16 protein-coding genes, 1 tRNA gene and 1 pseudogene are annotated in these 19,336 nt (G+C 66.4%); 8 read left to right on the top strand and 10 right to left on the bottom strand.

From position 1 onward, the window contains the following. Positions 1-177 precede the first annotated feature (177 nt). Complete coding sequence (locus D7V93_RS03135; RefSeq protein ID WP_120641931.1) at positions 178-1,344, bottom strand: serine/threonine protein kinase; 1,167 nt, start codon at positions 1,342-1,344, stop codon at positions 178-180. A gap of 343 nt (positions 1,345-1,687) precedes the next feature. Then, on the bottom strand, positions 1,688-1,966 hold the full coding sequence (locus D7V93_RS03130; protein WP_147451023.1) for a hypothetical protein: 279 nt from the start codon (positions 1,964-1,966) through the stop codon (positions 1,688-1,690). Positions 1,967-2,212: 246 nt separating this feature from the next. Between D7V93_RS03130 and D7V93_RS03125 the strand changes: the two are divergent. Beyond that, a pseudogene (locus tag D7V93_RS03125) lies at positions 2,213-2,416 on the top strand (hypothetical protein); the annotation flags it as partial. 35 nt (positions 2,417-2,451) lie between these two features. Here D7V93_RS03125 and D7V93_RS44375 read toward each other — a convergent pair. Beyond that, a complete protein-coding gene (locus D7V93_RS44375; protein ID WP_147451022.1) occupies positions 2,452-2,934 on the bottom strand; it encodes a hypothetical protein in 483 nt (160 codons plus the stop codon). A 264-nt stretch (positions 2,935-3,198) separates the two neighbouring features. Between D7V93_RS44375 and D7V93_RS03120 the strand changes: the two genes are divergently transcribed. Further along, positions 3,199-5,526: a DUF3854 domain-containing protein gene (locus D7V93_RS03120; RefSeq protein WP_120641928.1), complete on the top strand. Its 2,328-nt coding sequence runs from the start codon at positions 3,199-3,201 to the stop codon at positions 5,524-5,526. Between the two features lie 281 nt (positions 5,527-5,807). Further along, positions 5,808-6,326 carry a helix-turn-helix domain-containing protein gene (locus D7V93_RS44370; RefSeq protein WP_147451021.1) on the top strand — a complete coding sequence of 173 codons (519 nt, stop codon included), beginning with the start codon at positions 5,808-5,810 and terminating at the stop codon, positions 6,324-6,326. Between the two features lie 130 nt (positions 6,327-6,456). Here D7V93_RS44370 and D7V93_RS03115 read toward each other — a convergent pair whose 3' ends face one another. The 4 genes from D7V93_RS03115 to D7V93_RS03100 form a co-directional block, all read right to left on the bottom strand. After that, positions 6,457-7,242, bottom strand: a complete 786-nt coding sequence (locus D7V93_RS03115; protein ID WP_208722901.1) for a GIY-YIG nuclease family protein — start codon at positions 7,240-7,242, stop codon at positions 6,457-6,459. Between the two features lie 311 nt (positions 7,243-7,553). Beyond that, positions 7,554-8,699: a tyrosine-type recombinase/integrase gene (locus D7V93_RS03110; protein WP_120641926.1), complete on the bottom strand. Its 1,146-nt coding sequence runs from the start codon at positions 8,697-8,699 to the stop codon at positions 7,554-7,556. A gap of 111 nt (positions 8,700-8,810) precedes the next feature. Next, positions 8,811-8,909: transfer RNA gene (locus D7V93_RS03105), tRNA-Sec, on the bottom strand. A gap of 64 nt (positions 8,910-8,973) precedes the next feature. Then, complete coding sequence (locus D7V93_RS03100; RefSeq protein ID WP_120641925.1) at positions 8,974-9,942, bottom strand: SAM-dependent methyltransferase; 969 nt, start codon at positions 9,940-9,942, stop codon at positions 8,974-8,976. A gap of 355 nt (positions 9,943-10,297) precedes the next feature. Here D7V93_RS03100 and D7V93_RS03095 point away from each other — a divergent pair, with 355 nt between their 5' ends. Beyond that, a complete protein-coding gene (locus D7V93_RS03095) occupies positions 10,298-12,472 on the top strand; it encodes a DUF3857 domain-containing protein (RefSeq protein WP_158623637.1) in 2,175 nt (724 codons plus the stop codon). A gap of 19 nt (positions 12,473-12,491) precedes the next feature. Here D7V93_RS03095 and D7V93_RS03090 read toward each other — a convergent pair whose 3' ends face one another. Beyond that, positions 12,492-12,797, bottom strand: a complete 306-nt coding sequence (locus tag D7V93_RS03090; protein ID WP_120641936.1) for a hypothetical protein — start codon at positions 12,795-12,797, stop codon at positions 12,492-12,494. A gap of 185 nt (positions 12,798-12,982) precedes the next feature. On the opposite strand from D7V93_RS03090, the gene map reads away from it, so the two are divergent. After that, a complete protein-coding gene (gene map, locus D7V93_RS03085) occupies positions 12,983-13,759 on the top strand; it encodes a type I methionyl aminopeptidase (protein WP_208722900.1) in 777 nt (258 codons plus the stop codon). Here the strand turns inward: map and D7V93_RS03080 are convergent. After that, positions 13,756-14,829, bottom strand: a complete 1,074-nt coding sequence (locus tag D7V93_RS03080) for a metallopeptidase family protein (protein ID WP_120641923.1) — start codon at positions 14,827-14,829, stop codon at positions 13,756-13,758. The genes map and D7V93_RS03080 overlap by 4 nt on opposite strands. An 87-nt stretch (positions 14,830-14,916) precedes the next feature. Between D7V93_RS03080 and D7V93_RS03075 the strand changes: the two genes are divergently transcribed. Together D7V93_RS03075 and groL are read left to right on the top strand one after the other, a co-directional pair. Next, the gene (locus D7V93_RS03075) at positions 14,917-15,273 is read left to right on the top strand and encodes a response regulator (protein WP_120641922.1); all 357 of its coding nucleotides are present in this window, start codon (positions 14,917-14,919) and stop codon (positions 15,271-15,273) included. A 178-nt stretch (positions 15,274-15,451) separates the two neighbouring features. After that, a complete protein-coding gene (gene groL, locus D7V93_RS03070) occupies positions 15,452-17,098 on the top strand; it encodes a chaperonin GroEL (RefSeq protein ID WP_120641921.1) in 1,647 nt (548 codons plus the stop codon). Positions 17,099-17,215: 117 nt separating this feature from the next. On the opposite strand, the gene sinK is transcribed toward groL, so the two are convergent. Beyond that, positions 17,216-18,733, bottom strand: coding sequence for a hybrid histidine protein kinase/response regulator SinK (gene sinK / locus D7V93_RS03065; RefSeq protein ID WP_158623636.1), 1,518 nt, complete (start codon positions 18,731-18,733; stop codon positions 17,216-17,218). 158 nt (positions 18,734-18,891) lie between these two features. On the opposite strand from sinK, the gene D7V93_RS03060 reads away from it, so the two are divergent. Beyond that, positions 18,892-19,281 carry a demethoxyubiquinone hydroxylase family protein gene (locus D7V93_RS03060; protein ID WP_120641919.1) on the top strand — a complete coding sequence of 130 codons (390 nt, stop codon included), beginning with the start codon at positions 18,892-18,894 and terminating at the stop codon, positions 19,279-19,281. Positions 19,282-19,336 lie beyond the last annotated feature (55 nt).

The raw sequence follows: 19,336 nt of genomic DNA, 5'->3' as shown, positions 1-19,336 counted from the left end.
GGGGGAGCGAGGGCAGGGCGGGGCGCCCAAGCTGCGCCAGCTCACCGGCCTCGCGCGCAAGATGGACGAGGACCAACTCGATGCCCTCGTGAAGGTGGCCCAGGTGTTGTTGCGCTGAAACGACGCGGGCCCACACCTGGGGCCCGCTTGCTTCCAGGAGTGCTCGGCCGCCCGTTCTCACTCTTCGTTCGGTGCGGGCGTCGCCTCGTCGGCGTCCAGGCCCTCGGGGAAGATGCCTTCTTCGTCCAGCTCCACCCGGTCGCGCAGGACGGACGCCTCCGACAGCAGCCGCGCCAGCTCCTCGCTCGCCTCCTTCCGGCCGAAGGGCTGTGACTCCGCCGCGAGCGCCGCCCGCAGCGCATCGCGCATCTCGGCGGCAGTGGCGTAGCGCTCGGAGAGCTTGCGCTGGAGGGCATTGTGGACGATGGCCTTGAGCATGTCCGGCAGGCCCGCCATCGCGTTCTCCACGTCTTCGGGGCGGTAGCGGTTGACGAGCGCGATCATCTGCGTGAGGGGCACCGAGGGCGTCTCCTCCGTCTTCACGTCCATGGTGGCGTTAGGGGCCTTTTCGTCCTCCACGTCGAAGAGGTGCTTGCACGTCAGCATCTCCATGAGGACGAGGCCCAGCGAGAAGATATCGGATCGGCCATCCATGGGCTTGCGGTGCAGGTACTCGGGCGAGGCGTACGCCACGTCGCCTTTGAGCAGCAGGCCCGGCGTCTCCTCCCGGCCCACCATGAGCGAGTAGGTGGCGCCGAAGTCTGTCACCTTCACCTCGCCGCTCCGGGCCACGCGGATGTTCCGGGGCGCCACGTCGCGGTGGATGATGCCCAGCGGCCGGTTCTCCGAATCTCTTAGCGTGTGCGCGTGGTGGAGGGCGTCGGCCACCTCGGCGGCGATGTAGAGGGCGAAAGGCGCGGAGAGCGGCTTCTCGCGCATGGTGGCGAGGCTGATGATGGTGTCCAGCGTGGGGCCGTCCACGTACTCCGCGATGACGTGCGGCCGGTCGGCGTAGATTTTCAGGTGATGAACCTGGGCGATGGCCGGGTGGTGGAGGCGGAAGGCGAGCTGGACCTCCTCGATCAGCCGCTGGCAGCGCTCGAAAGTGACGGGATTGCGCAGGCGCTTGATGGTGACGTGCCCGGCGAGTCCATGGGGAAGGTGACGCTCGGCCAAGAGCACCACCTCGCCGTTACCCCGCCGCTCTAGCGTGCGGATGGCCTCGTACGTGGTGGTTTCGATGGTGAACCGGAGCCGGGGGCGGGCGCTCTCCAGGTCGGAACTGTTCTCCGGCGTCGCGTCCTCGATCCGCGTTTCGTCGGTCGGCGTGCTGTCATCGGTCATGTGCGGCCTCCAGGTGGGAAGGGACGCGCGGCGGGCGCTGGCTCGGGCCTTCCGGCTCCCTGGTGGGGCTTCGGCTGTGGGAGCCGGTGGCTCTCGCGGTCCAAGGTCTACTATTCATAAACCTATGGAGTATTACAAGAGACCACAGGACTCGGCCGAGTGGGTATGGTGGCTCGCCCGCTCGGCGCTCGCGTTCTGCCTTTGCCCTTTGCCTGGAGTCCTACCCCCAATCGCCTTCAGGTAAGTCCTCGAAGGAATTGCCCTGCATCGCCGAGATGCCTCCCAGGACGCCAACCTTGGTGACCTTCGGCAACAATCCTGAAGGAGATTGAAGATCTAGCTCCTAGCGAATCTCGTAGACGGGGAGCCCATAGGAGTTCCGGCGATTGTGCACCGTGGGGTAGATGTTATCGCCCTGGATCTCGTAGACGGGGAGCCCATAGGAGTCCCGGGTGTTGTGCACCGTGGGGTAGATGTTATCGCCCTGGATCTCGTAGACGGGGAGCCCATAGGAGTCCCGGGTGTTGTGCACCGTGGGGTACAAGCTACTGCCCTGCATCTCGTAGGCGGGCAGTCCGTAGGTTTCATGGCTGTTGTGCACTGTGGGGTAGAGTTTCCGCATCAAGTTCCTCACTTTCGAGTCAAAATTTAAGCAGCAGTCTCGGATACCACCACATGAAGTTCCACGCCCGCGTCTACCAGCGTCGTCCCCTGTAACGGAGCCTAGGTCGTAGTCGAGCCGGATACCCCGCCGCACCCCGGAGCCGCTCGCGAAGACCGTGGGCGCGCGCATCCGCCAGCTCCGTAAGGAGTCCCGGCTCACGATGGAAAGCTCGCCTACGAGAGCGATCTCGGCTCGAAGGGGTACCTCTCTGACATCGAGAAGGGGCTGGCCCGTCCGACCCTGCGCACGTTGAAGGTGCTGGCGGACCACCTGGGAGTGTTGCCGCTGGACCTCCTGACGTTCCCCGAGGATGACGAGCGGCAACGCCTCGTGGACCGCATCCGCACGATGTCCTCGGCCGAGATCAAGAAGCTCTTGAAAGCGCTCGCGGACCAAGACCAGCGGTAGATGGCGCCCGACATTGGCCAGCAGGCGCGGGGCCATCAATCCCAGGAGAACGTCGGTCGCTTCGGGGGCACCGGCTCGGTGTTTTCCCCTACGAGCACACGACCATCGTGATCACCGGGGGAGGGTCCGGCAACCTGGTCCTGCGGCACCACGCGCGGCTGTACCGGCTCCAATGCTGGCGGCCCGGTCGCGGTCGGCGAAGGGGCTTCGGTTCCGTTTGCCACATGGCGATCTCCAATGCCGTGGCCGTTGGGGTCGCTGAAGGTTGCCGCCCGGCAACCACCAGGGACCAACGCGCTCCTTTCGAGCATCGACCGGAGCGTCGCGTTTTCATCCCGAAGCCGCTGAAGCTCTGCGTGGATCTCCTTCTCTTTTCGCTGGCGGTGCAGCCGTAGGGTACGCGCAGGCAGCCCTGGCGCGGCCGTGGCCGTGAACTGCTCCGAGGTCAGCCCGGACTTCTCCCAGGCCGCGATCATCGCGTCCAGGTACTCCGTGCTCCAGCGGGTGCCTCGGCTCATACACGGAAGGTTGCCGTCCGGTGTACGCCGCGAATCCCATGGCCGTCCACGGTTCAGGAACGCGCGGTTGGACAACTGAGCCGTGTACCTCATGCGCACTCACCGCGTGGATGCGCTCAGGGGCCTACATGCGCCCTTGCCCACCACGGGGGAGGTCTGAAGCCTGAATTCGATACATCCATATCAACACCTTCCCGCGCGTGGTGCTCGGTGCCGCCCCTCGGGGCGCAGAAGGCCAGCAACTCAATTCGATATCTCTTCGGTATGGACAACTCGGCGAACCTCAATGGATGCAGCAGCAGTGACACCAACACCGACACGGGGAGCAACACGAACACGTCGAAGTTCTCTGCCGCATCGCAGGCGGCTCTGACTGAGCGTGGCATCACCGTCGAAACCGCGATCAAGGCCGGGATTCGCGCGTACTGGACACAGGAAGAGGGAGCTAAACTTCTCGCCCGACGTGATGGCCACCGGTACATCCCAGCCCCCGGCCTCGTGATTCCGTACTCGGGCTGCGATGGGTACGTGAAACTGCGGCCTGATGATCCTCGGGTACCGGTCCCCGAGGACCAGGTGCCGCACAGCATCGCGGTCGAGTACATGCGCGACCCGCCGCCGCAGTTCATCGAAGGCCCGAAGTATCTTTGCCCGTGCGGCAAGGGCGCGCTCGTGTACTACCCGCTCGGACTGGATGACCCTCTCCTGCGCTCGGCCACGCGCATCTGGATCTGCGAGGGCGAGTTCAAGGCACTGGCGCTGCGTCAGGCAGGGCTCGCGGCCGTTGCCATCCAAGGGGCGCAGAACGGCGGCGATGGCAATGCGCGCTGGATCGCGAAGTGTGAGGGCAGGGACGAGCGCGTGCTCGCCGAGGGGCTGAAGCGGCTCGCCGTCGCGGACAAGACCTTCATCATCTGCTTCGACTCCGACGTGGACACCAACGGGAACGTCCTCTCGGGCCTCCACCAACTCGGTGTGCTCCTTGCCGGAGAGAGTGCCACCGTCGAAGTCGCGTACCTGCCGCACCAGAAGGGGGAGGAGAAGCTGGGGATCGACGATTACCTCGCCGTGTCCTCTCCGGAGCTGGAGTGCCGTCTGGAGCTTCTTCAGGACTCGGTTCGACCATTCAACGTGGCCGAGGCCCTGGACTGGCTGGAGCAGCATTGGGACGACATGAACCGGAAGCAGCAGATGCTCGACTTCGATCGGGTTGCGAAGCTCGCGCGGCTCTTGCTCAAGAGGCACGACTTCAACCGGTGGCAGAGGGAGGCAAAGAAGAGGCTCAGCGGTATCGACGAGGACGGGATCGCGAACCACGCATCTCCTGCCGAAGTGCTCACCGCCGAGGCCGCGTACACGAACTTCGGGACCGCGAAGCTCGTGGAGCACTGCGTCCCGGTGCTGAACAAGCGGTTCGCGCTCCTGCGGGCCGAGGATGGCATCGAGCGCATCTTTTCGATGAACGCCCGCCGGGAGGTGAACCTGCTCCACGGTGACGCACACCTGCGACAGGTTCTTCATGACCACCTGAAGGCGCGCTTCGGTCAGATCCCGCCGGACAAACTCCTCGGCGATGCGATCCTGCTCTGGAAGAAGGAATGCCCGCGCCTCGTGGCTGAGCCGGAGCCATTCTGCTTCGAGGGGGACCAGCGGCTCTGCTTCAAACGCTTCGACTGGCAGCCCACCCAGGCCCCTTGCCCGGCATGGAGTGAGTTCCTGGAGCGGCTGAGTGACCGCGAGACGTTCATGGCCTACGTCTGGTCCTGCTTCGAGCCGAAGAACATGGGACGCCAGTATCTGTGGCTCCGGGGCGAGGGGCAGGATGGGAAGTCCGTGGTGCTCGGTGTGTTGATGGAGGTGTTCGGCCCGGCCGCCACGGGCATCACGAACAGCCACTTGAAGGGCAACCAGTTCGTCTACAGCGCCTTCTACGGCAAGCGCCTCGCGGTCTACGCCGACTGCAAGAACCCCCGATTCGGCATGATGGAGATCGTCCGGAACCTCACGAGCGGCGATCACGTCCTGGTCGAGTACAAGGGCCAGACGCCGTTCTCGTACCCGCTCAAGACCAAGCTGTTCGTGGCCAGCAACCCGAAGCCGGAGATCAGCAGCCAGAACTCGGACCGCTCCAGGATGCTCTACATCGAGATCGCCGAGAGCAAGCGCAAGGACGACCCGACGTGGCGGTCCCGGCTCATGGTCGAACTGCCGGGCTTCCTGTGGATGTGCAGGCTCATCTACCAGCGCCTGTGTCCGCATCATGGTGACCTGCCACTGACGGACACCACGCGCGCGCTCCAGGATGAGCGCGCTGCCTCATTCGAGCAGAAGTTCCAGGACTTCTTCGACGAGAACTTCGTCTTCGCCCAGGGCGCGAAGCTCACGGCCAGCATCGTCTCGAAGCGAGCGCGCGCCGAGCACCTGAGCGACAACGAAATCAGCGACTTCAAGCAATGGATGGAGCGCACCCATGGCATCAATTACCGGCGCTCCAACTCCGAGCGGTATTACGAAAACCTGGCCGAGGCGCCGAAGGAGCTACGACTTCCTCTGGAGGCACTTCCACAGGTGCTGCCGGTACCAGTCCGCTGATGACGACCGTGACAACGGGAGTGACACCCGGAGTCGTTCAGGCTGTCACTCCGATCTCGCTCGGGTAGCACGCGGGTGACAACCGTGACGCCCTTTTTGGTGGAGGCAGAAGAAGCAGAAGAGGAAAGGATCTGTCGCCTTCTTCTGGCCCGACCGAACCGGGTCGTCACCGGCCGTCACGTACGCCGTGCTCCGCAGCCGTTGTTGTTGGGACCCTCGGCCCGATCCACACCTTCGACACCATCCACGGCCTCTGATGGAGACCGGTTGAGCACAAGTCTATGATCGAGAACTTCAGCTACATCCGTACAGGTTCCTTGCTTGCTCGGCCGGAACCACCGTCGGACTTCATTCCGATTCCCATTCCAGTCTTTCGACCTGCCGTGCCCGTTGAAGACCATGAGCCCGCGCCCTTGGAATGCGCCATCCTCCAGGAACTGGCCGAGATCAAGCGCGAGGTTCGAGCGCTTCGCGCTCAATCGGCCACACAGAACGCCACGGCCGTGCCGCTGGAGCAAGCAGCGGCGATGCTCGGCTGCAAGCGGGCACAGGTCTTCAACCTCCTGAGGCAGAGCCGGTTGGAGCGGGCTCCCAAGGTCGGGAGGACCGTGATGATCACGGTGGCAAGCATCAAGGCGCTGCTAGCATGCGATTTGTCGCGACATGGCAGCGCACGGCGGAGTCGTTCAGTACGACAGCATGCACATTTTCAGCGAAAAGCCGAGTCTGCGAAGGCAAGCATAAGTGCGAATGAGCCACCGCCAGATCCCGGCACGCAAATTCGCAGGATTGACATCTAGTCAGGCAATTCCATTTCGCAACAGATGGTTGCAGAAGGAAGTGGCCGTGTTCAACAGTTGGTCATGCATGCAGTGGCAACTGAAGTTCTTTGCCCGTCTTTGGGGCATTGTTAATTCTGAGTTGGAGCCTCTAATTTTCACGACTCTTATCGCCTTGCTTGGAATGATGCTCTTCGCGCACGCGATAGAATGTCTCGTCATTAAATAGGCTTGTCGTGCAGGCAATTGAGTAGGAATCAAACTCCTCCACGAACTTGCGGGCATTCTCCGACACATTGTCATCCTTTTTAAACATGGGCTTGTCGTAAATGTCGTCTGAAATGAAGGCAAGGTCGGCGCGTTTGATGGTTTGGTCCTTCAGGTATCCGGCACGCTCCTCTTCCTCGGTGATCTCCAGCCATACGCGCTCGTTTGTTTGAACAATTCTGACGTCCGATATCTCGGACCTCAGACACCCCGGGTACTTCTCCTTGAGTCTGTGAAAAATGCTCTCGGCGGAATAGGTCAAATCCGGCTGTGAGCCTGGTGAGTGAAGTTGCTGGAGGATTTTGATCGCGTCATTTAATGGGTAGCGGAAAAACTCGCGACTGCTGTTGATACGAAAATCAGCCAGCCGCGCGTGAATGGCTAGCTCAAGTTCTTCATGCCGCTCCGAAAACACCTCAAATGCAACCTCGAACGAAGTGGGAACGCCCGTCGTGTATAGCTCTCTGGCGCGTGACCGGCTGTCGCGGAGTGTGCGCCCGATCTTGATCAGGCCATTCATTGATGAATTGATTAGTATGTAGACGTATCCTGCGGACATGATGATATTTGAAGCGGATGGAAGGGTCTTGATGATGTTTGGGACGTGGCGGAGATCAGGGAGCTTGTTTCTTTTCTGTTCTATTGCTCCTCCGACTCGTTGCTTGGTCAAGCCAGTAATGCAGCATCATCATCCCTGCGATCCAGGCCAGCGCAAAGAGGGCGGACTGTCCTAGCGAAAGATGGTTGCCGCCTCCAACCCATTCTGGGCGGATGTTGTATTTCCTGACGACGTAGATTGGGAAGCCAAAGAACCAAGCAATTCCTAGGTTCAGCGGGATAAGGGCGGGCCAACCATGCGACTTATGCCAGTTGGCATTCCCTTCCCACCATACGTATATCAGCCAGATGGCGACAATGAGCGATAGAAAGTTCATGAGAGTGGGTGCAGCGCGAAGTGGCGAAATTGGACGTAAGTATTTCTCAATTTGGCTGGCCCGCTTGGATTTGGGTCGTACGTAACAGTACTGGGTCCTCAGAGTGCACCAAGCGGATGGGGATGACGTACATCGGCGGTACGGTGGCGCTGACGTAGTGGAGGGCCGTGGTCCGCGTGCTGCTGTGGTTGAGCGCCTGGGCGACGGCCTCCAGGGAGAGGCCGCCGCCCTGCGGATTGTAGATGCTGCCTCGCTCGACCAGCCACGTTGCGAAGCTGTGCCGGATCGCGCCGAAGTGGATGAACTCCAAGCCCGTGCGTGTGCACACGCGCTCCACGGCCTCACGGATGGTCTGCCGATCTGGAGCTGAACCCCGGGTCTGGAGACGCTGGGCGGCGGCGAGCCCCTGCGCATCGAGCGACACGGTGAACCGCTTCCCGGTCTTGTGCTTGAACGTGACGGTGGCGGCGATCTCGCCCTGGTCCTTCAGAACCGCGATCTTGCCGTCACCGCGCGCGAGCCGGTCCACCTCGGTGCCGTGCATCCCGGTCTTGGCCTGGAGGCACAGCACGTCGCGGATCGCCTGCGAGCCGAGGGCCGCGTAGAGCTTCTGGACGTGCTCGATGCTGTAGCCCTTGAGTTCGTGGTTCCGGCGGGCAGGGGGGACCTTCAGGAAGCGCCCGGGGTTCACCATCGGGTCCAGCTCGCCCGCGTCCTGAAGGAACGAGGTGAAGGACTTGAAGACGATGATGCGCCACTTCTTGCCGGTGTCCCAGGTGGCCAGGATCTTCTTCAACGCCGGTCCGGTCACCGCGCGCAGGTCCTTGTCTGCGAGCGCCGTTGCCCACGAGGCCAGGTAGCTGCGCGTGCTCTTCAGGTACTCGTCAGACCTGCCGCTGGCCTTCAGGTGCTGGAGGAACCGCCGGGCGCGATCCTCGTCCAGGAACACCGCCTGCGCGGCGTCCTCCTGGGCCTGCTGGGCCTCGTCCTGGCGTTCCTGGCTCGCGGTCCGGTACGCGGCCGGGTTGCGGCGGAAGGCCGCCAGCTCGGCCAGGGCCTCGACCTCGCTCCGTACGTCCAGCGTGACGTTGTACGCGACCCCGGCGACGGTCTTGCGGATGATCCAGCGCGTGCTTCCGTCGGTGGCCGTGTACGTGCGGCCCCCGATCCACTTCCCGCTCCACTTCGGCATGCGCAGCTCCCGTACCCCCTCACTTGGGTAAAACTTGGGTACGAGAGGTACAGGAGGGTGGGGCGTCCCGCAACCCGATCAGGGCCGCGTCAGAAAACCCCAAGGAAAACATGGCGGTAGGGCACGGGAATCGAACTCGCCAGGGACGCCTCTCAGCGCCCCTCACCGGTTTTGAAGACCGGGCCGGCCACCAGGTCCGGAGGCCCTACCGCAGTCGATTACTGCCGCCCAACCCGGGCCCCGTCAACCAGGGCCTACAGTCCGCGGTCCACGGTCACGGCCTCTCCGCGGACACCACGGCGTACTCGTCGCAGTTGAACAGCGTGCTCCATTGGGTCTGGTCCGCGCGCATCCGCATCGCCCGGTGCACGTCCGCGCGCACCTGGTGCACGGACGTGGACCCCGGCTGCCGCTCCAGCGCCGTCATCCCCCGCAGCGCGACCAGCGCCGTGTTCACCGCCGGGTACACATCCTCCGCGATGGACTCCAGCCGTGCGTTCTGGAACCCCGCCTCCCGCAGCTCCGACAGGTAGCGCTCCGCCGTCCAGACATTCGCCTCCGGAAAGGCAATCAGCCCCCGCCAGTACCGGTACCGCAGCCGGTCCCTCAGCCCCGCGCCCGTCTCGCGGTCCGTCTTCTGGCACATGTCCGCCATTACCAGGCGCCCCCCTGGTTTCAGCACCCGGAACGCCTCGCGCAGGAAGTCCCGCCGCGTCCGGAAGTGCATCGCGGACTCCAGCGCGAACACGATGTCGAACGCTCCTGCTTCACTCGGCAGCGCCGTCGCGGAGCCCTGCTCCAACCGGACCACCCCTTCCAGTCCCGTCAGCCGCACCCGCTCCCGGCCCACCCGCACCTGGTTCGGCGTGATGTTCACCCCGACGATGCGCGCGGGCTTGTACGTCTCCGCCCACAGCAGGTCCTGGTCCGCGTACCCGAAGCCGCAGTCCAACACCGAGTCCCCCGGCCCCAGGCGCGCCGTCCTCGCCAGCAGGTGCGCCATCTGCGCCTGGGCCTCCCGGAAAAGCTCACCGACCCGCTCGACGTTGGTGTCGTCCACCCGCTCCACGTCGCGCCAGTAGCCCAGGTTGATCCAGTACGGCTCCCGGCCCGTGGTGACGCGGATGTCCTGGGGCGCCGGCATCCCGGCCACCCAGGCCCCCGTCTCGTTCGTGTAGAAGCGCTCCGGATCCGCCAGCAGCGCGCTCTTCAGCCGCGTGGCGACCTTCCTCACGTTCAACATCACGGGCCTCCTCGGTTCCCTCAGGACCCACCGCCGGCCCCCATCATCCGACGGCATCGAAGGACAGACACCACGCCCCCGGGCCCGAGGGTGCCTTGCCCGGCCCGTCGCTCGGGCTCCATGATGCGCGCCTTCCGCCATGCGCCGAATCTTCCGTCCCGCTCACCACGCCCCGGACCAACTCCCGGCGCCCGTGCTCCTCCTGCTGTGTCTGTGCCTGGGCGCGCTGCCCGCGCGGGCGGCGACTCCCACCCAGCCCTTCCGTGTCGGCCCTCCGGCTGCCTGGGTGGAACCGCTTCCGGTTCCCACGGATTCCGGGCCCTCCCCGACGGGGGATGAGGAGACCAGCCTCTCCGTGCTCCTGCTGGAGGAGCAGGTGCGCGTGTCTGGGAATTCCCGTGTGCACTACCGGCACTCGGCCCGGAAGGTCCTCTCTCCAGAAGGCGTCGAGCGGGCCTCCGACATCACGTTCCACTTCGACCCGACCCATGAGCAGCTCACCGTCCACGGCATCTGGCGCCTGCGCGAGGGCCGCCGCGAAGACCTCTTCAAGCCCGCCGAAGCCCGCGTCATCCAGCAGGAGCGCGAGCTCCAGCAACGGCTCTACAACGGCACGCTCTCCGTGGTGCCCTTCCTCCACGACGTGCGCGTCGGCGACACGCTGGAGATCGCCTACACCGTCGAAGGCGCCAACCCCGTCTTCGGTGGCCGCTTCTCGGATGTCGCCTCCATCGGCTATTCCGTGCCCGTGGCCCACTGGGCCTACCGCCTGCTGTGGCCGGACGGCCGCCCGCTCTTCGCCCGGGACTTCGGCAGGCCGGGCCTGACGCACTCGGAGCGGAGGCATGACGGCGTGCACGAGCTCCGCTGGGAGAAGCGGCACGTGCCCGCCACCCACGCCGAGGACAACGTGCCGGGCTGGGAGCCTGTCTTCTCCTGGCTCCAGCTCACCGAATACAAGGACTGGAATGACGTCGCGCGCTGGGCCTCCGCGCTCTTCCAGGTCCCCCCGCGCTCGAAGGCGCTGGAGCAGGAGCTCCGCCGGCTGTCCCAGGAGCCCACGCAGGAGGCGCGCTTCCTCTCCGCGCTGCGCTTCGTCCAGGACGAGGTGCGCTACCTGGGCATCGAGCTGGGCCCCAACTCCCACCAGCCCCATCCTCCCGACGAGGTGCTCCAGCGCCGCTTCGGTGACTGCAAGGACAAGTCCCTGCTGCTGGTGGCCCTGCTGCGCGGCCTGGGCATCGACGCGCAGCCGGCGCTCGTGAATACGCAGCACGCCCGACTCCTGGATGGGTGGCGGCCCAGCGCCACGGCCTTCGATCACGCCATCGTGCACGCCACCGTGGCGGGCAGGGAGCTGTGGGTCGATCCCACCTTGACCCTGGAGCGCGGCGGGCTCGACAGCTACCAGCCCCCTCCCTATGCGCGGGCGCTCATCGTGTCCCCCGACACGCAGGGGCTCGCGACCATCCCTCCGCCCACCTTGCAGGGGCCCTCCACCTTCGTGGATGAGACCTACGTGGCGCCGGACCGCGATGGGGCGGCGACGCTCGACGTCGTCACCACCCGCACGGGAGTTGCCGCGAACGGGATGCGCCGCACGCTGGCGCGGACGTCGCTGTCGGAGCTGTCCCGCTACTTCCTCAACTACTACGCGAAGGTGGACGCGAAGATCTCCGTCGCGCGGCCCCTGACGGTGGAGGACGACCCCGCGAAGAACGTGCTCGTCGTGCGCGAGCACTACCGCATCGAGAAGTTCTGGTCCGACGACGGCCGCCGCGACTTCGACGCGCACATGCTCCGCGAATACCTCAGCGAGCCGGGCATCTCCCACCGCACCTTCCCGTTGGCGGTGGATCATCCCGTCTTCGTCCGCCACCGCATCACGCTCCAGTCCGGTACGCCCCTCCATGTCACCTCGCACCGCGACCTCGTGGAGGGGCCCGCGTTCCAGCTGGAGGCCGACACCCGCTCCGACGGCCGGACGCTCGTGCTGGACTACCGCTACCGCAGCGTCGCGGACGCCGTGCCCCCGGAGCGCATCTCCGAGCACGTGAAGTCCCTGCACCAGTCCGAAGGGGCGCGCGGCTACTACGTCCAGCTCGGCGGCCGCGAGGAACGTCCCTTCGTCCTGCCGAAGAACTACAACAGGAACGTCCTCTTCCTCCTCGCCCTCATGGTGTTCTGCGGGTTCCTCTGGTTCGTCATCGTGCAGGGCGGCCCCGTGGAGCTCTGGCGCAAGGCTCGCGCGAGGACACGGCGCCGCGCCTTCTCGCGCAAGTTCGAACCCGTCCACCAGGGTGACAGCGCCGCGGCCGCCATCCCCATCACCGGCCCGCGGGAGCTCCTGTCCACGCTGGGCCGGCTGCGCTGCGCCTGCGGTGCCAGCGGTGAGGCCCCACAGGAGTCCCTGCGCCAGGAGCCCATCGTCCTGGGCGAGCGTCAGCTCACGCTCGTCCAGTGGCCGTGCCCCACCTGCGCCCGCGCCCGCCGCGCCTACTTCGAGGACACGGGCTCGCGCGCCGCCTGATCCGCTCAGTCCCGCGGGCCTACTGGCAGATGCCCGGGCAGTCCGCGCCCGCGCCCGGGTTGCACGTGTCGGACGGATCATCCACGCATTTCGTCCCCGACACGTCCGACGCGCAGCCCCCGAAGAGTCCACCACAACACGCGATGTACCCCTCTGGTACGTCACACGCCGTCGGGTAGCTCTGGCACGTCCCCGTCGACGAGCGCGCGAACACCGCCACCTGCGGACACGACACCGGGGGCTCGATGTCGTCGCCGCCCCCCGTGCACGCCCCGAACCCCAGCACCGCCACCACGCTCAGCCCCAGCTTCATCCATGCTTGCATGGCGGACATCAGGCCAGGGGAGCGCTGTGCCCGTCCAGCCCATGATCCGCCGACTGCTGCTTCCTCGGATGGTGTGTTGGGTACTCAAGGGGACAGACACATGATGTCGCACGTGAACCTGGACATCGTCGTGGAGACGGACGCGGGCGACCTCGTGACGACGCTGGTGGAGTAGGTTGGCCCTCATGAGCACCCTGTCCATCTCCCTGAAGAGTGCGGAAGAAGTGGCCAAGATGCGGCGCGTCGGCTTGATCGTGGCTGACGTCCTGGATGCCGTCGAAGAGGCCTGCCGCGCTGGCGTGTCCACCTGGGAGCTCAACGAGATCGCCAACGGTGTGATGACGAAGGCCGGGGCCAGGTCGGCCTTCCTGGGGTATGCGCCGCACGGCCTACCGCCGTACCCCGGCGTCATCTGCAGCTCCGTGAACGAGGTGGTGGTCCACGGCATCCCGAGCAAGGACGTCATCCTCAAGGAGGGAGACATCATCGGGATCGACTTCGCCTGCTACAAGGACAACTTCTGCGCGGACTCGGCGCGCACCCTTGGCATTGGCGCCATCAGCGACGAAGCGCGCAAGCTGATTGAAGTGACGCGCGCCTCCCTGGATCGCGCCATCGCGCAGTGCGTGCACGGCAACCGCCTGGAGGACATTGGCCATGCCGTCCAGAGCCACGTCGAGAAGCACGGCTTCTCGGTGGTGACCAGCTTCAGTGGACACGGCATCGGGCACGCCATGCACGAGGCGCCGTCGGTCCCCAACTACGGCTCGCCCGGCCAGGGCATGAAGCTCAAGCGCGGCATGGTCCTGGCCATCGAACCCATGGTCAACGCCGGCACCGAGGACGTCGAGGTGCTCGACGACGGTTGGACGGCCGTCACGCGGGACCGCAAGCTCTCCGCGCACGTCGAGCACTCCGTGGCCATCACCGGCGACGGCCCGGTGGTCCTGACCCGGCGCTAATCCAGTCCCCGCTCCCACAGGTCGTCTTCATCCAGCCCCATCAGGTGCCCGACCTCGTGCATCACCGTGATGCCAATCTGTTCGATGAGCTCTTCACGGGTGCGCGCGAAACGCTCCAGGTTCTTCTGGTACAGGACGATGGACGCCGGGAAATGATCCGCCGCGTCCGTCACGCTGCGCTCGCCCACCGGCGTGCCCCGGAACACGCCCAGGATGCACGGCGACAGGGGCGGCTGCTGACCCAGCAGGTCCTCGTCCGACGGCAGGTCCTCCACCGCCAGCGTGACGTTGTCCATGTACTGCTTCACCTGGGCGGGCAGGGCGCGCATCGCGTCCTCCACCGCGCGGTCGAAGGCCTCCTCCTCCAGCGCCACCGGCGGCGGCAGCTCCTCGGGCGCAATCGCCTGCGCCCGCCCGAAGCGCTTCTTCGCCTCGCGCGCATCGCCCCGCCGCTCCGCGATGAGCCCCAGGTAGTGGTGCGCCCACGCCTCGTCCGGCGTGTCCTTCAACACCCGCTCGAAGGACTCCTGCGCGAGCGGGAAGCGGCACAACTCGAACAGCGCGATGCCGCGCTCCAGCTGCGCGTCCGGCGAGCGCGGCATGTGCTCCAGCGCCGCGTCCAGGCTCTTGAGCGCGTCCTCGCACTCACCCAGCTGGTTCAGGCCCAGGCCCTCCAGGAGGAGGAACTCGTAGACGAGCTCCACGTCGTCGGCCTTCTGCGCCAGCTTCCGGCCCCGCGCGCACCACTCGAGCCCTTCCTCCACCGCCTCGCGATCCTCGCCGGTGCGGCACACCAGGAATTCGGACGCGCCGAAGAGGATCTCCAGGTCCTCGGGCGCGACCTTGAGGGCGGCCCCGTAGGCCCGGCCCGCGTCCTCCAGCCGACCCACCTCCACCAGCGCCGCGGCCCGGTAGTGCAGGGCTTCGGCTGAGTCCGGAACGTCCTTGAGGAGCGCCTCGGCCCCGGCGAGCGCCGCCTCGAAGTCGGTGGCCTCGAAGGCATCCGCCACCCGGTCCAGTCGCGCGTCCACGCCCTGCGCCTCCCCTTGCTTCGCCGTGCGCTTCATCATGCGGCGGGCAGCTAAGAAGCCGTGCTTCGCGTTGTCAACGACCGGCGTGGCTGTTACCTTCCAGCGCCCCGTTTCGCCCAAGTCCCCGTGAACATCCTGGTCGTAGACGACGATTACGAGCTGTGCACCATGCTCTCTCGCTACCTGGAGATGCATGGCTACACCGTGTTCTCGGCGTCGGACGCCCTGCAGGCGCTGGACATCATGGAGCGGCACCCCGTGGGGCTGGTCATCACCGACTACCTGATGCCCCACCTGGACGGCATCCACTTCACGGAGATGCTGAAGGCGGACCCGCGCTTCCAGTCCATCTCCGTCCTGATGATGACGGCCAGCAACGACGACACCATCTCCGACCGGGGCCTGCGCAAGGGTGTGGCCATCACCCTCCAGAAGCCCCTGGACATGGGGCAGTTGCTCAACCTCGTGCGCTTCGCCGAGTAGCGCCCGCAAGGTCGCTTGGGCCCCCCGTCCGGGCGGGCTGGAAGGCGTCCGCGGGGCCACACGTTTGCCCCTTTCCGTTGACATCGTCGATGCGACCCTTATGTTGGCGCTCGACATGGCCGAGTGCTAACGGCCATCCCCATTCATAGAAATTCCCCAAGTATTATCGGAGGTTGCGATGGCAGCGAAGGAAATCTTCTTCCACCAGAACGCGCGTGATTCCATCCTGCGCGGCGTCCGTATTCTCGCGGATGCGGTCGCGGTGACGCTCGGTCCCAAGGGCCGCAACGTCGTCATCGAGAAGAGCTTCGGCTCCCCCACCATCACCAAGGACGGCGTCACCGTCGCCAAGGAGATCGATCTCGAGAACCGCTTCGAGAACATGGGCGCCCAGATGGTGAAGGAGGTCGCGTCCAAGACCTCCGACAAGGCGGGTGACGGCACCACGACGGCGACGGTGCTGGCGCGGGCCATCTACGAGGAGGGCCTGAAGCTGGTGGCCGCCGGCCACAGCCCCATGGACCTGAAGCGCGGCATCGACAAGGCCGTGGAGGTGGTGGTCGCCGAGCTGAAGAAGATGTCCAAGACGACCACGGACAAGCAGGCCATCGCGCAGGTGGGCACCATCTCCGCCAACGGGGACGAGACCATCGGGCAGACCATCGCGGACGCGATGGAGAAGGTCGGCAAGGAGGGCGTCATCACCGTCGAGGAGGCCAAGGGCCTGGAGACGACGCTCGACGTGGTGGAGGGCATGCAGTTCGACCGCGGGTACGTGTCTCCGTACTTCGTGACGAACCGCGACCGCATGGAGGTCGTCATGGACGACCCCTACATCCTCATCAGCGAGAAGAAGGTCTCGTCGATGCAGGACATGATCCCCGTGCTGGAGCAGGTCGCGCGCTCGGGCAAGCCGCTGCTCATCATCGCGGACGACATCGAGGGCGAGGCGCTGGCCACGCTCGTGGTGAACAAGATCCGCGGCGTGCTGAACGTGGCCGCGGTGAAGGCGCCGGGCTTCGGTGACCGCCGCAAGGAGATGCTCAAGGACATCGCCACGCTGACGGGCGGCATGGTGGTGAGCGAGGAGCTGGGTCACAAGTACGAGAACCTGACCCTCAACGACCTGGGCCGCGCCAAGCGCATCACGGTGGACAAGGACAACACCACCATCGTGGACGGCAACGGGCAGAAGGCGGACATCGAGGGCCGCATCAAGCTCATCCGCACCCAGATTGAAACGGTCACCAGCGACTACGACCGCGAGAAGCTCCAGGAGCGCATGGCGAAGCTCGTGGGTGGCGTGGCGGTCATCAACGTCGGCGCGGCGACCGAAGTGGAGATGAAGGAGAAGAAGGCCCGCGTGGAGGACGCGTTGCACGCGACCCGCGCGGCCGTCGAAGAGGGCATCGTCCCCGGCGGCGGCGTCGCCTACATCCGCAGCCTCAAGGCGCTGGAAGGCCTGAAGCTGGGCGGCGAGCTGGACTTCGGCGTGGAGATCATCCGCAAGGCCCTCACGGAGCCCCTGCGCAAGATCGCCAGCAACGCTGGCGTCGAGGGCGCGGTCGTCATCAACAAGGTCAAGGAAGGCACCGGCGCGTTCGGCTTCAACGCCCGCACGGAGAAGTACGAGGACCTGGAGAAGGCGGGCGTCATCGACCCGACCAAGGTCGAGCGCACCGCACTGCAGAACGCCGCCTCCGTGGCGTCCCTGCTGCTCACCACCGAGGCGATGATCGCCGAGCGCCCGAAGAAGAAGTCCAAGGGCGGCAACGGCGGTGGTGCCGGCGCGCCGGACTACGGCGGCGACGACATGGACTACTGAGCCCCACGGCTCCGTAGCTCCTGACGGGAGGCAGGCCCCCAAGGCCTGTCACCCGTGGAACTTCCGGCTCCGGTGGACCTCGCGCCTGTCGCGGGGTGCCCGGGGCCGGACCCTTTTTCAGGGCAGGGGCTTCTTGAAGGCGAGCCCCAACTCGCGGCTGAGCGCCGTGGCGTCGGAGATGAGCTTGGGCAGGCACGCGGCGGCCCCGGCGCGCAGGCTCGCGAGCGCCGTCTCCATGGTGAGGTGCTCGGCGAGGACGACGAAGGGCGCCCCCTGGCCGAGGGCCCGCGCCAGCTCCAGCGCCTTCTTCCCGTAGGCCGGCGCGAAGTCCCACGACACCACCACGCCCACGGGTGGCTCCAGCGCCGCCACCTCCGCGCCGGAGAGGATGCGCGCCTCCAGCCCCAGGAGGGTGAGCGCCTCTGAAATCTGCCGCGCGGTGGCCGGGTTGTCCTCCAGCACGTCCACCCGGCGGGCCGTGGGGCTCGCGGTGGTCGCGGGCGCGGCCGGGGGCGCGTTCAGCCCCTGGCGCAGCAGCGTGCGCACCTGGCGGATGTCGTCGAAGGGCTTGAGCAGGTAGTCCACCACGCCCAGCTGCAGCGCCTGCTGCGTCGTCACCAGCGACGGGTAGCCCGTCATCAGGATGACGCGCGAGGCGGGGTCGAGCCGCCGCGCGTGCTGGGCCAGCTCCAGGCCGGACAGGCCCGGCAGGTTCTTGTCGGTGACGATGAGGTCCACCGGGGTGGAGCGCAGCAGCTCCAGCGCGGCCTCGCCGGTGGCCGCTTCAATGACCTCGCACTCCTTGTCCATCAGGTCCTTGAAGACCGTCCGGATGATGGCCTCGTCGTCCACCACCAGCAGGCGCTTGCGCTGCGGCAGGGGCGCGTCCGTGGGAGGAAAGAGCACGCGGAACACCGTGGCCGGGAGCGGCACCTCGCGCAGCACCGTCGGGGACACGAGCGAAATCTGCGCATGGTGCTCCTGCGCGATGCGCCGACAGACGGCGAGGCCCAGGCCGGTGCCGCGCTTGTTGGCGGTGACGTAGGGCTCGAAGATGCGCTCGCGCAACTCCGCCGGGATGCCCGGGCCCCAGTCCGACACGTACAGGGCCACCGAGGCGCCCTCGCGCGCGAGCGTCACCTTCACGCGGCCCCGGCCGGCCATGGCGTCGCGCGCGTTGTTGAGCAGGTTGAGCGTGAGCTGCTCGATGAGCCGCGCGTTGCCCTGGATGGTGAGGTCCTCGGGCGCGTCCACCTCCAGGGAGATGCGCGCGGAGTCCGGGTTGACGCTGAACACCTTCGCCGCCGCCCAGATGGGGGCCGCCAGGGACTGGCGCTGCTGCGGGGCCGGCCGCTCGCTGGCCAGGCGGATGAAGTCGGAGACGATCTGCTCCATCCGCTCCACCTGCGCGAGCAGCAGCTTCAGGGGGCCTCTGGAGCCTCCCTCCTCGGCCAGCAGCTGGGCGTAGGCCTTGGCGCCCAACAGGGGCTGGCGCAGTTCATGGAGGACCTCGGCGGCGACCTGGTGGGTATGGGCGTTGGCGCGCTGCAGGGCCACCGCCGCGAGTCTGGCCGCAGGCAGGTCTCCTGCTTCCAGGGCCTGGAGCAGTTGAGCAAGCGGCGAGGGGGTCTCCATGCCGGGGAGCATGACGGAGGCGGGTGTCCACGTGCAACGCACCCCCGGCGGGAATCGGTTGACCCGGCCGCCCGGCGAACGGATGCTCGCGGCGCCTTCAATCCGGGTCGGGAACATCCGCACGCCCGGTGGCTGGTCCCCCTGTCGCAGAGGTCCGCATGCCGCAGACGAACCCGTTCCACTCGCTGGTGCCCCGGAAGCTGACGGACTCCGAGCTCGCCCGCTCCATCCGGCTCAACATCGAGGCGGAACTGGACGCCATCAACCTCTACGCCGCGCACCTGGACGCGACGGACAACGAGGACGCCAAGGCCATCCTGCGCCACGTCATGGACGAAGAGCGCGAGCACGCGGCCCTCTTCTGGCAGCTCATCGCCCGGTTGGATCCCGAGCAGGCCCAGCACGACCGGGAGGCGTCGCAGAAGTACCGCCTCATCACGTCCGGCGCGTCCCACGAGGATGTGGAGGCGGTGGGCGAGGGCGGGGGCACCGCCGCCGTGGATCCGGAGCTGCCCAAGCGCCTCACCGTGGGCAGCCTGCGCAAGTAGTCCCCGAAGCCTGGGGGAGCCTGGGCGCCCCGGAGCCTCGTGCCCCGGGGGCCGT

The organism is Corallococcus llansteffanensis (assembly GCF_003612055.1).
Classification (GTDB): Bacteria; Myxococcota; Myxococcia; order Myxococcales; family Myxococcaceae; genus Corallococcus; species Corallococcus llansteffanensis.
Note: the sequence above shows the minus strand (reverse complement) of the source record. Positions and strands in the feature narration are given on the sequence as shown.

Bases quoted from the DNA above. Each gene is read 5' to 3' on its own strand.
- D7V93_RS03135 (WP_120641931.1), bottom strand. From the start codon at position 1,344: ATGACCGATGACAGCACGCCGACCGACGAAACGCGGATCGAGGACGCG.
- D7V93_RS03130 (WP_147451023.1), bottom strand. From the start codon at position 1,966: ATGCGGAAACTCTACCCCACAGTGCACAACAGCCATGAAACCTACGGA.
- D7V93_RS44375 (WP_147451022.1), bottom strand. From the start codon at position 2,934: ATGAGCCGAGGCACCCGCTGGAGCACGGAGTACCTGGACGCGATGATC.
- D7V93_RS03120 (WP_120641928.1), top strand. From the start codon at position 3,199: ATGGACAACTCGGCGAACCTCAATGGATGCAGCAGCAGTGACACCAAC.
- D7V93_RS44370 (WP_147451021.1), top strand. From the start codon at position 5,808: ATGATCGAGAACTTCAGCTACATCCGTACAGGTTCCTTGCTTGCTCGG.
- D7V93_RS03110 (WP_120641926.1), bottom strand. From the start codon at position 8,699: ATGCCGAAGTGGAGCGGGAAGTGGATCGGGGGCCGCACGTACACGGCC.
- D7V93_RS03100 (WP_120641925.1), bottom strand. From the start codon at position 9,942: ATGTTGAACGTGAGGAAGGTCGCCACGCGGCTGAAGAGCGCGCTGCTG.
- D7V93_RS03090 (WP_120641936.1), bottom strand. From the start codon at position 12,797: ATGCAAGCATGGATGAAGCTGGGGCTGAGCGTGGTGGCGGTGCTGGGG.
- map (WP_208722900.1), top strand. From the start codon at position 12,983: ATGAGCACCCTGTCCATCTCCCTGAAGAGTGCGGAAGAAGTGGCCAAG.
- D7V93_RS03080 (WP_120641923.1), bottom strand. From the start codon at position 14,829: ATGATGAAGCGCACGGCGAAGCAAGGGGAGGCGCAGGGCGTGGACGCG.
- groL (WP_120641921.1), top strand. From the start codon at position 15,452: ATGGCAGCGAAGGAAATCTTCTTCCACCAGAACGCGCGTGATTCCATC.
- sinK (WP_158623636.1), bottom strand. From the start codon at position 18,733: ATGGAGACCCCCTCGCCGCTTGCTCAACTGCTCCAGGCCCTGGAAGCA.
- D7V93_RS03060 (WP_120641919.1), top strand. From the start codon at position 18,892: ATGCCGCAGACGAACCCGTTCCACTCGCTGGTGCCCCGGAAGCTGACG.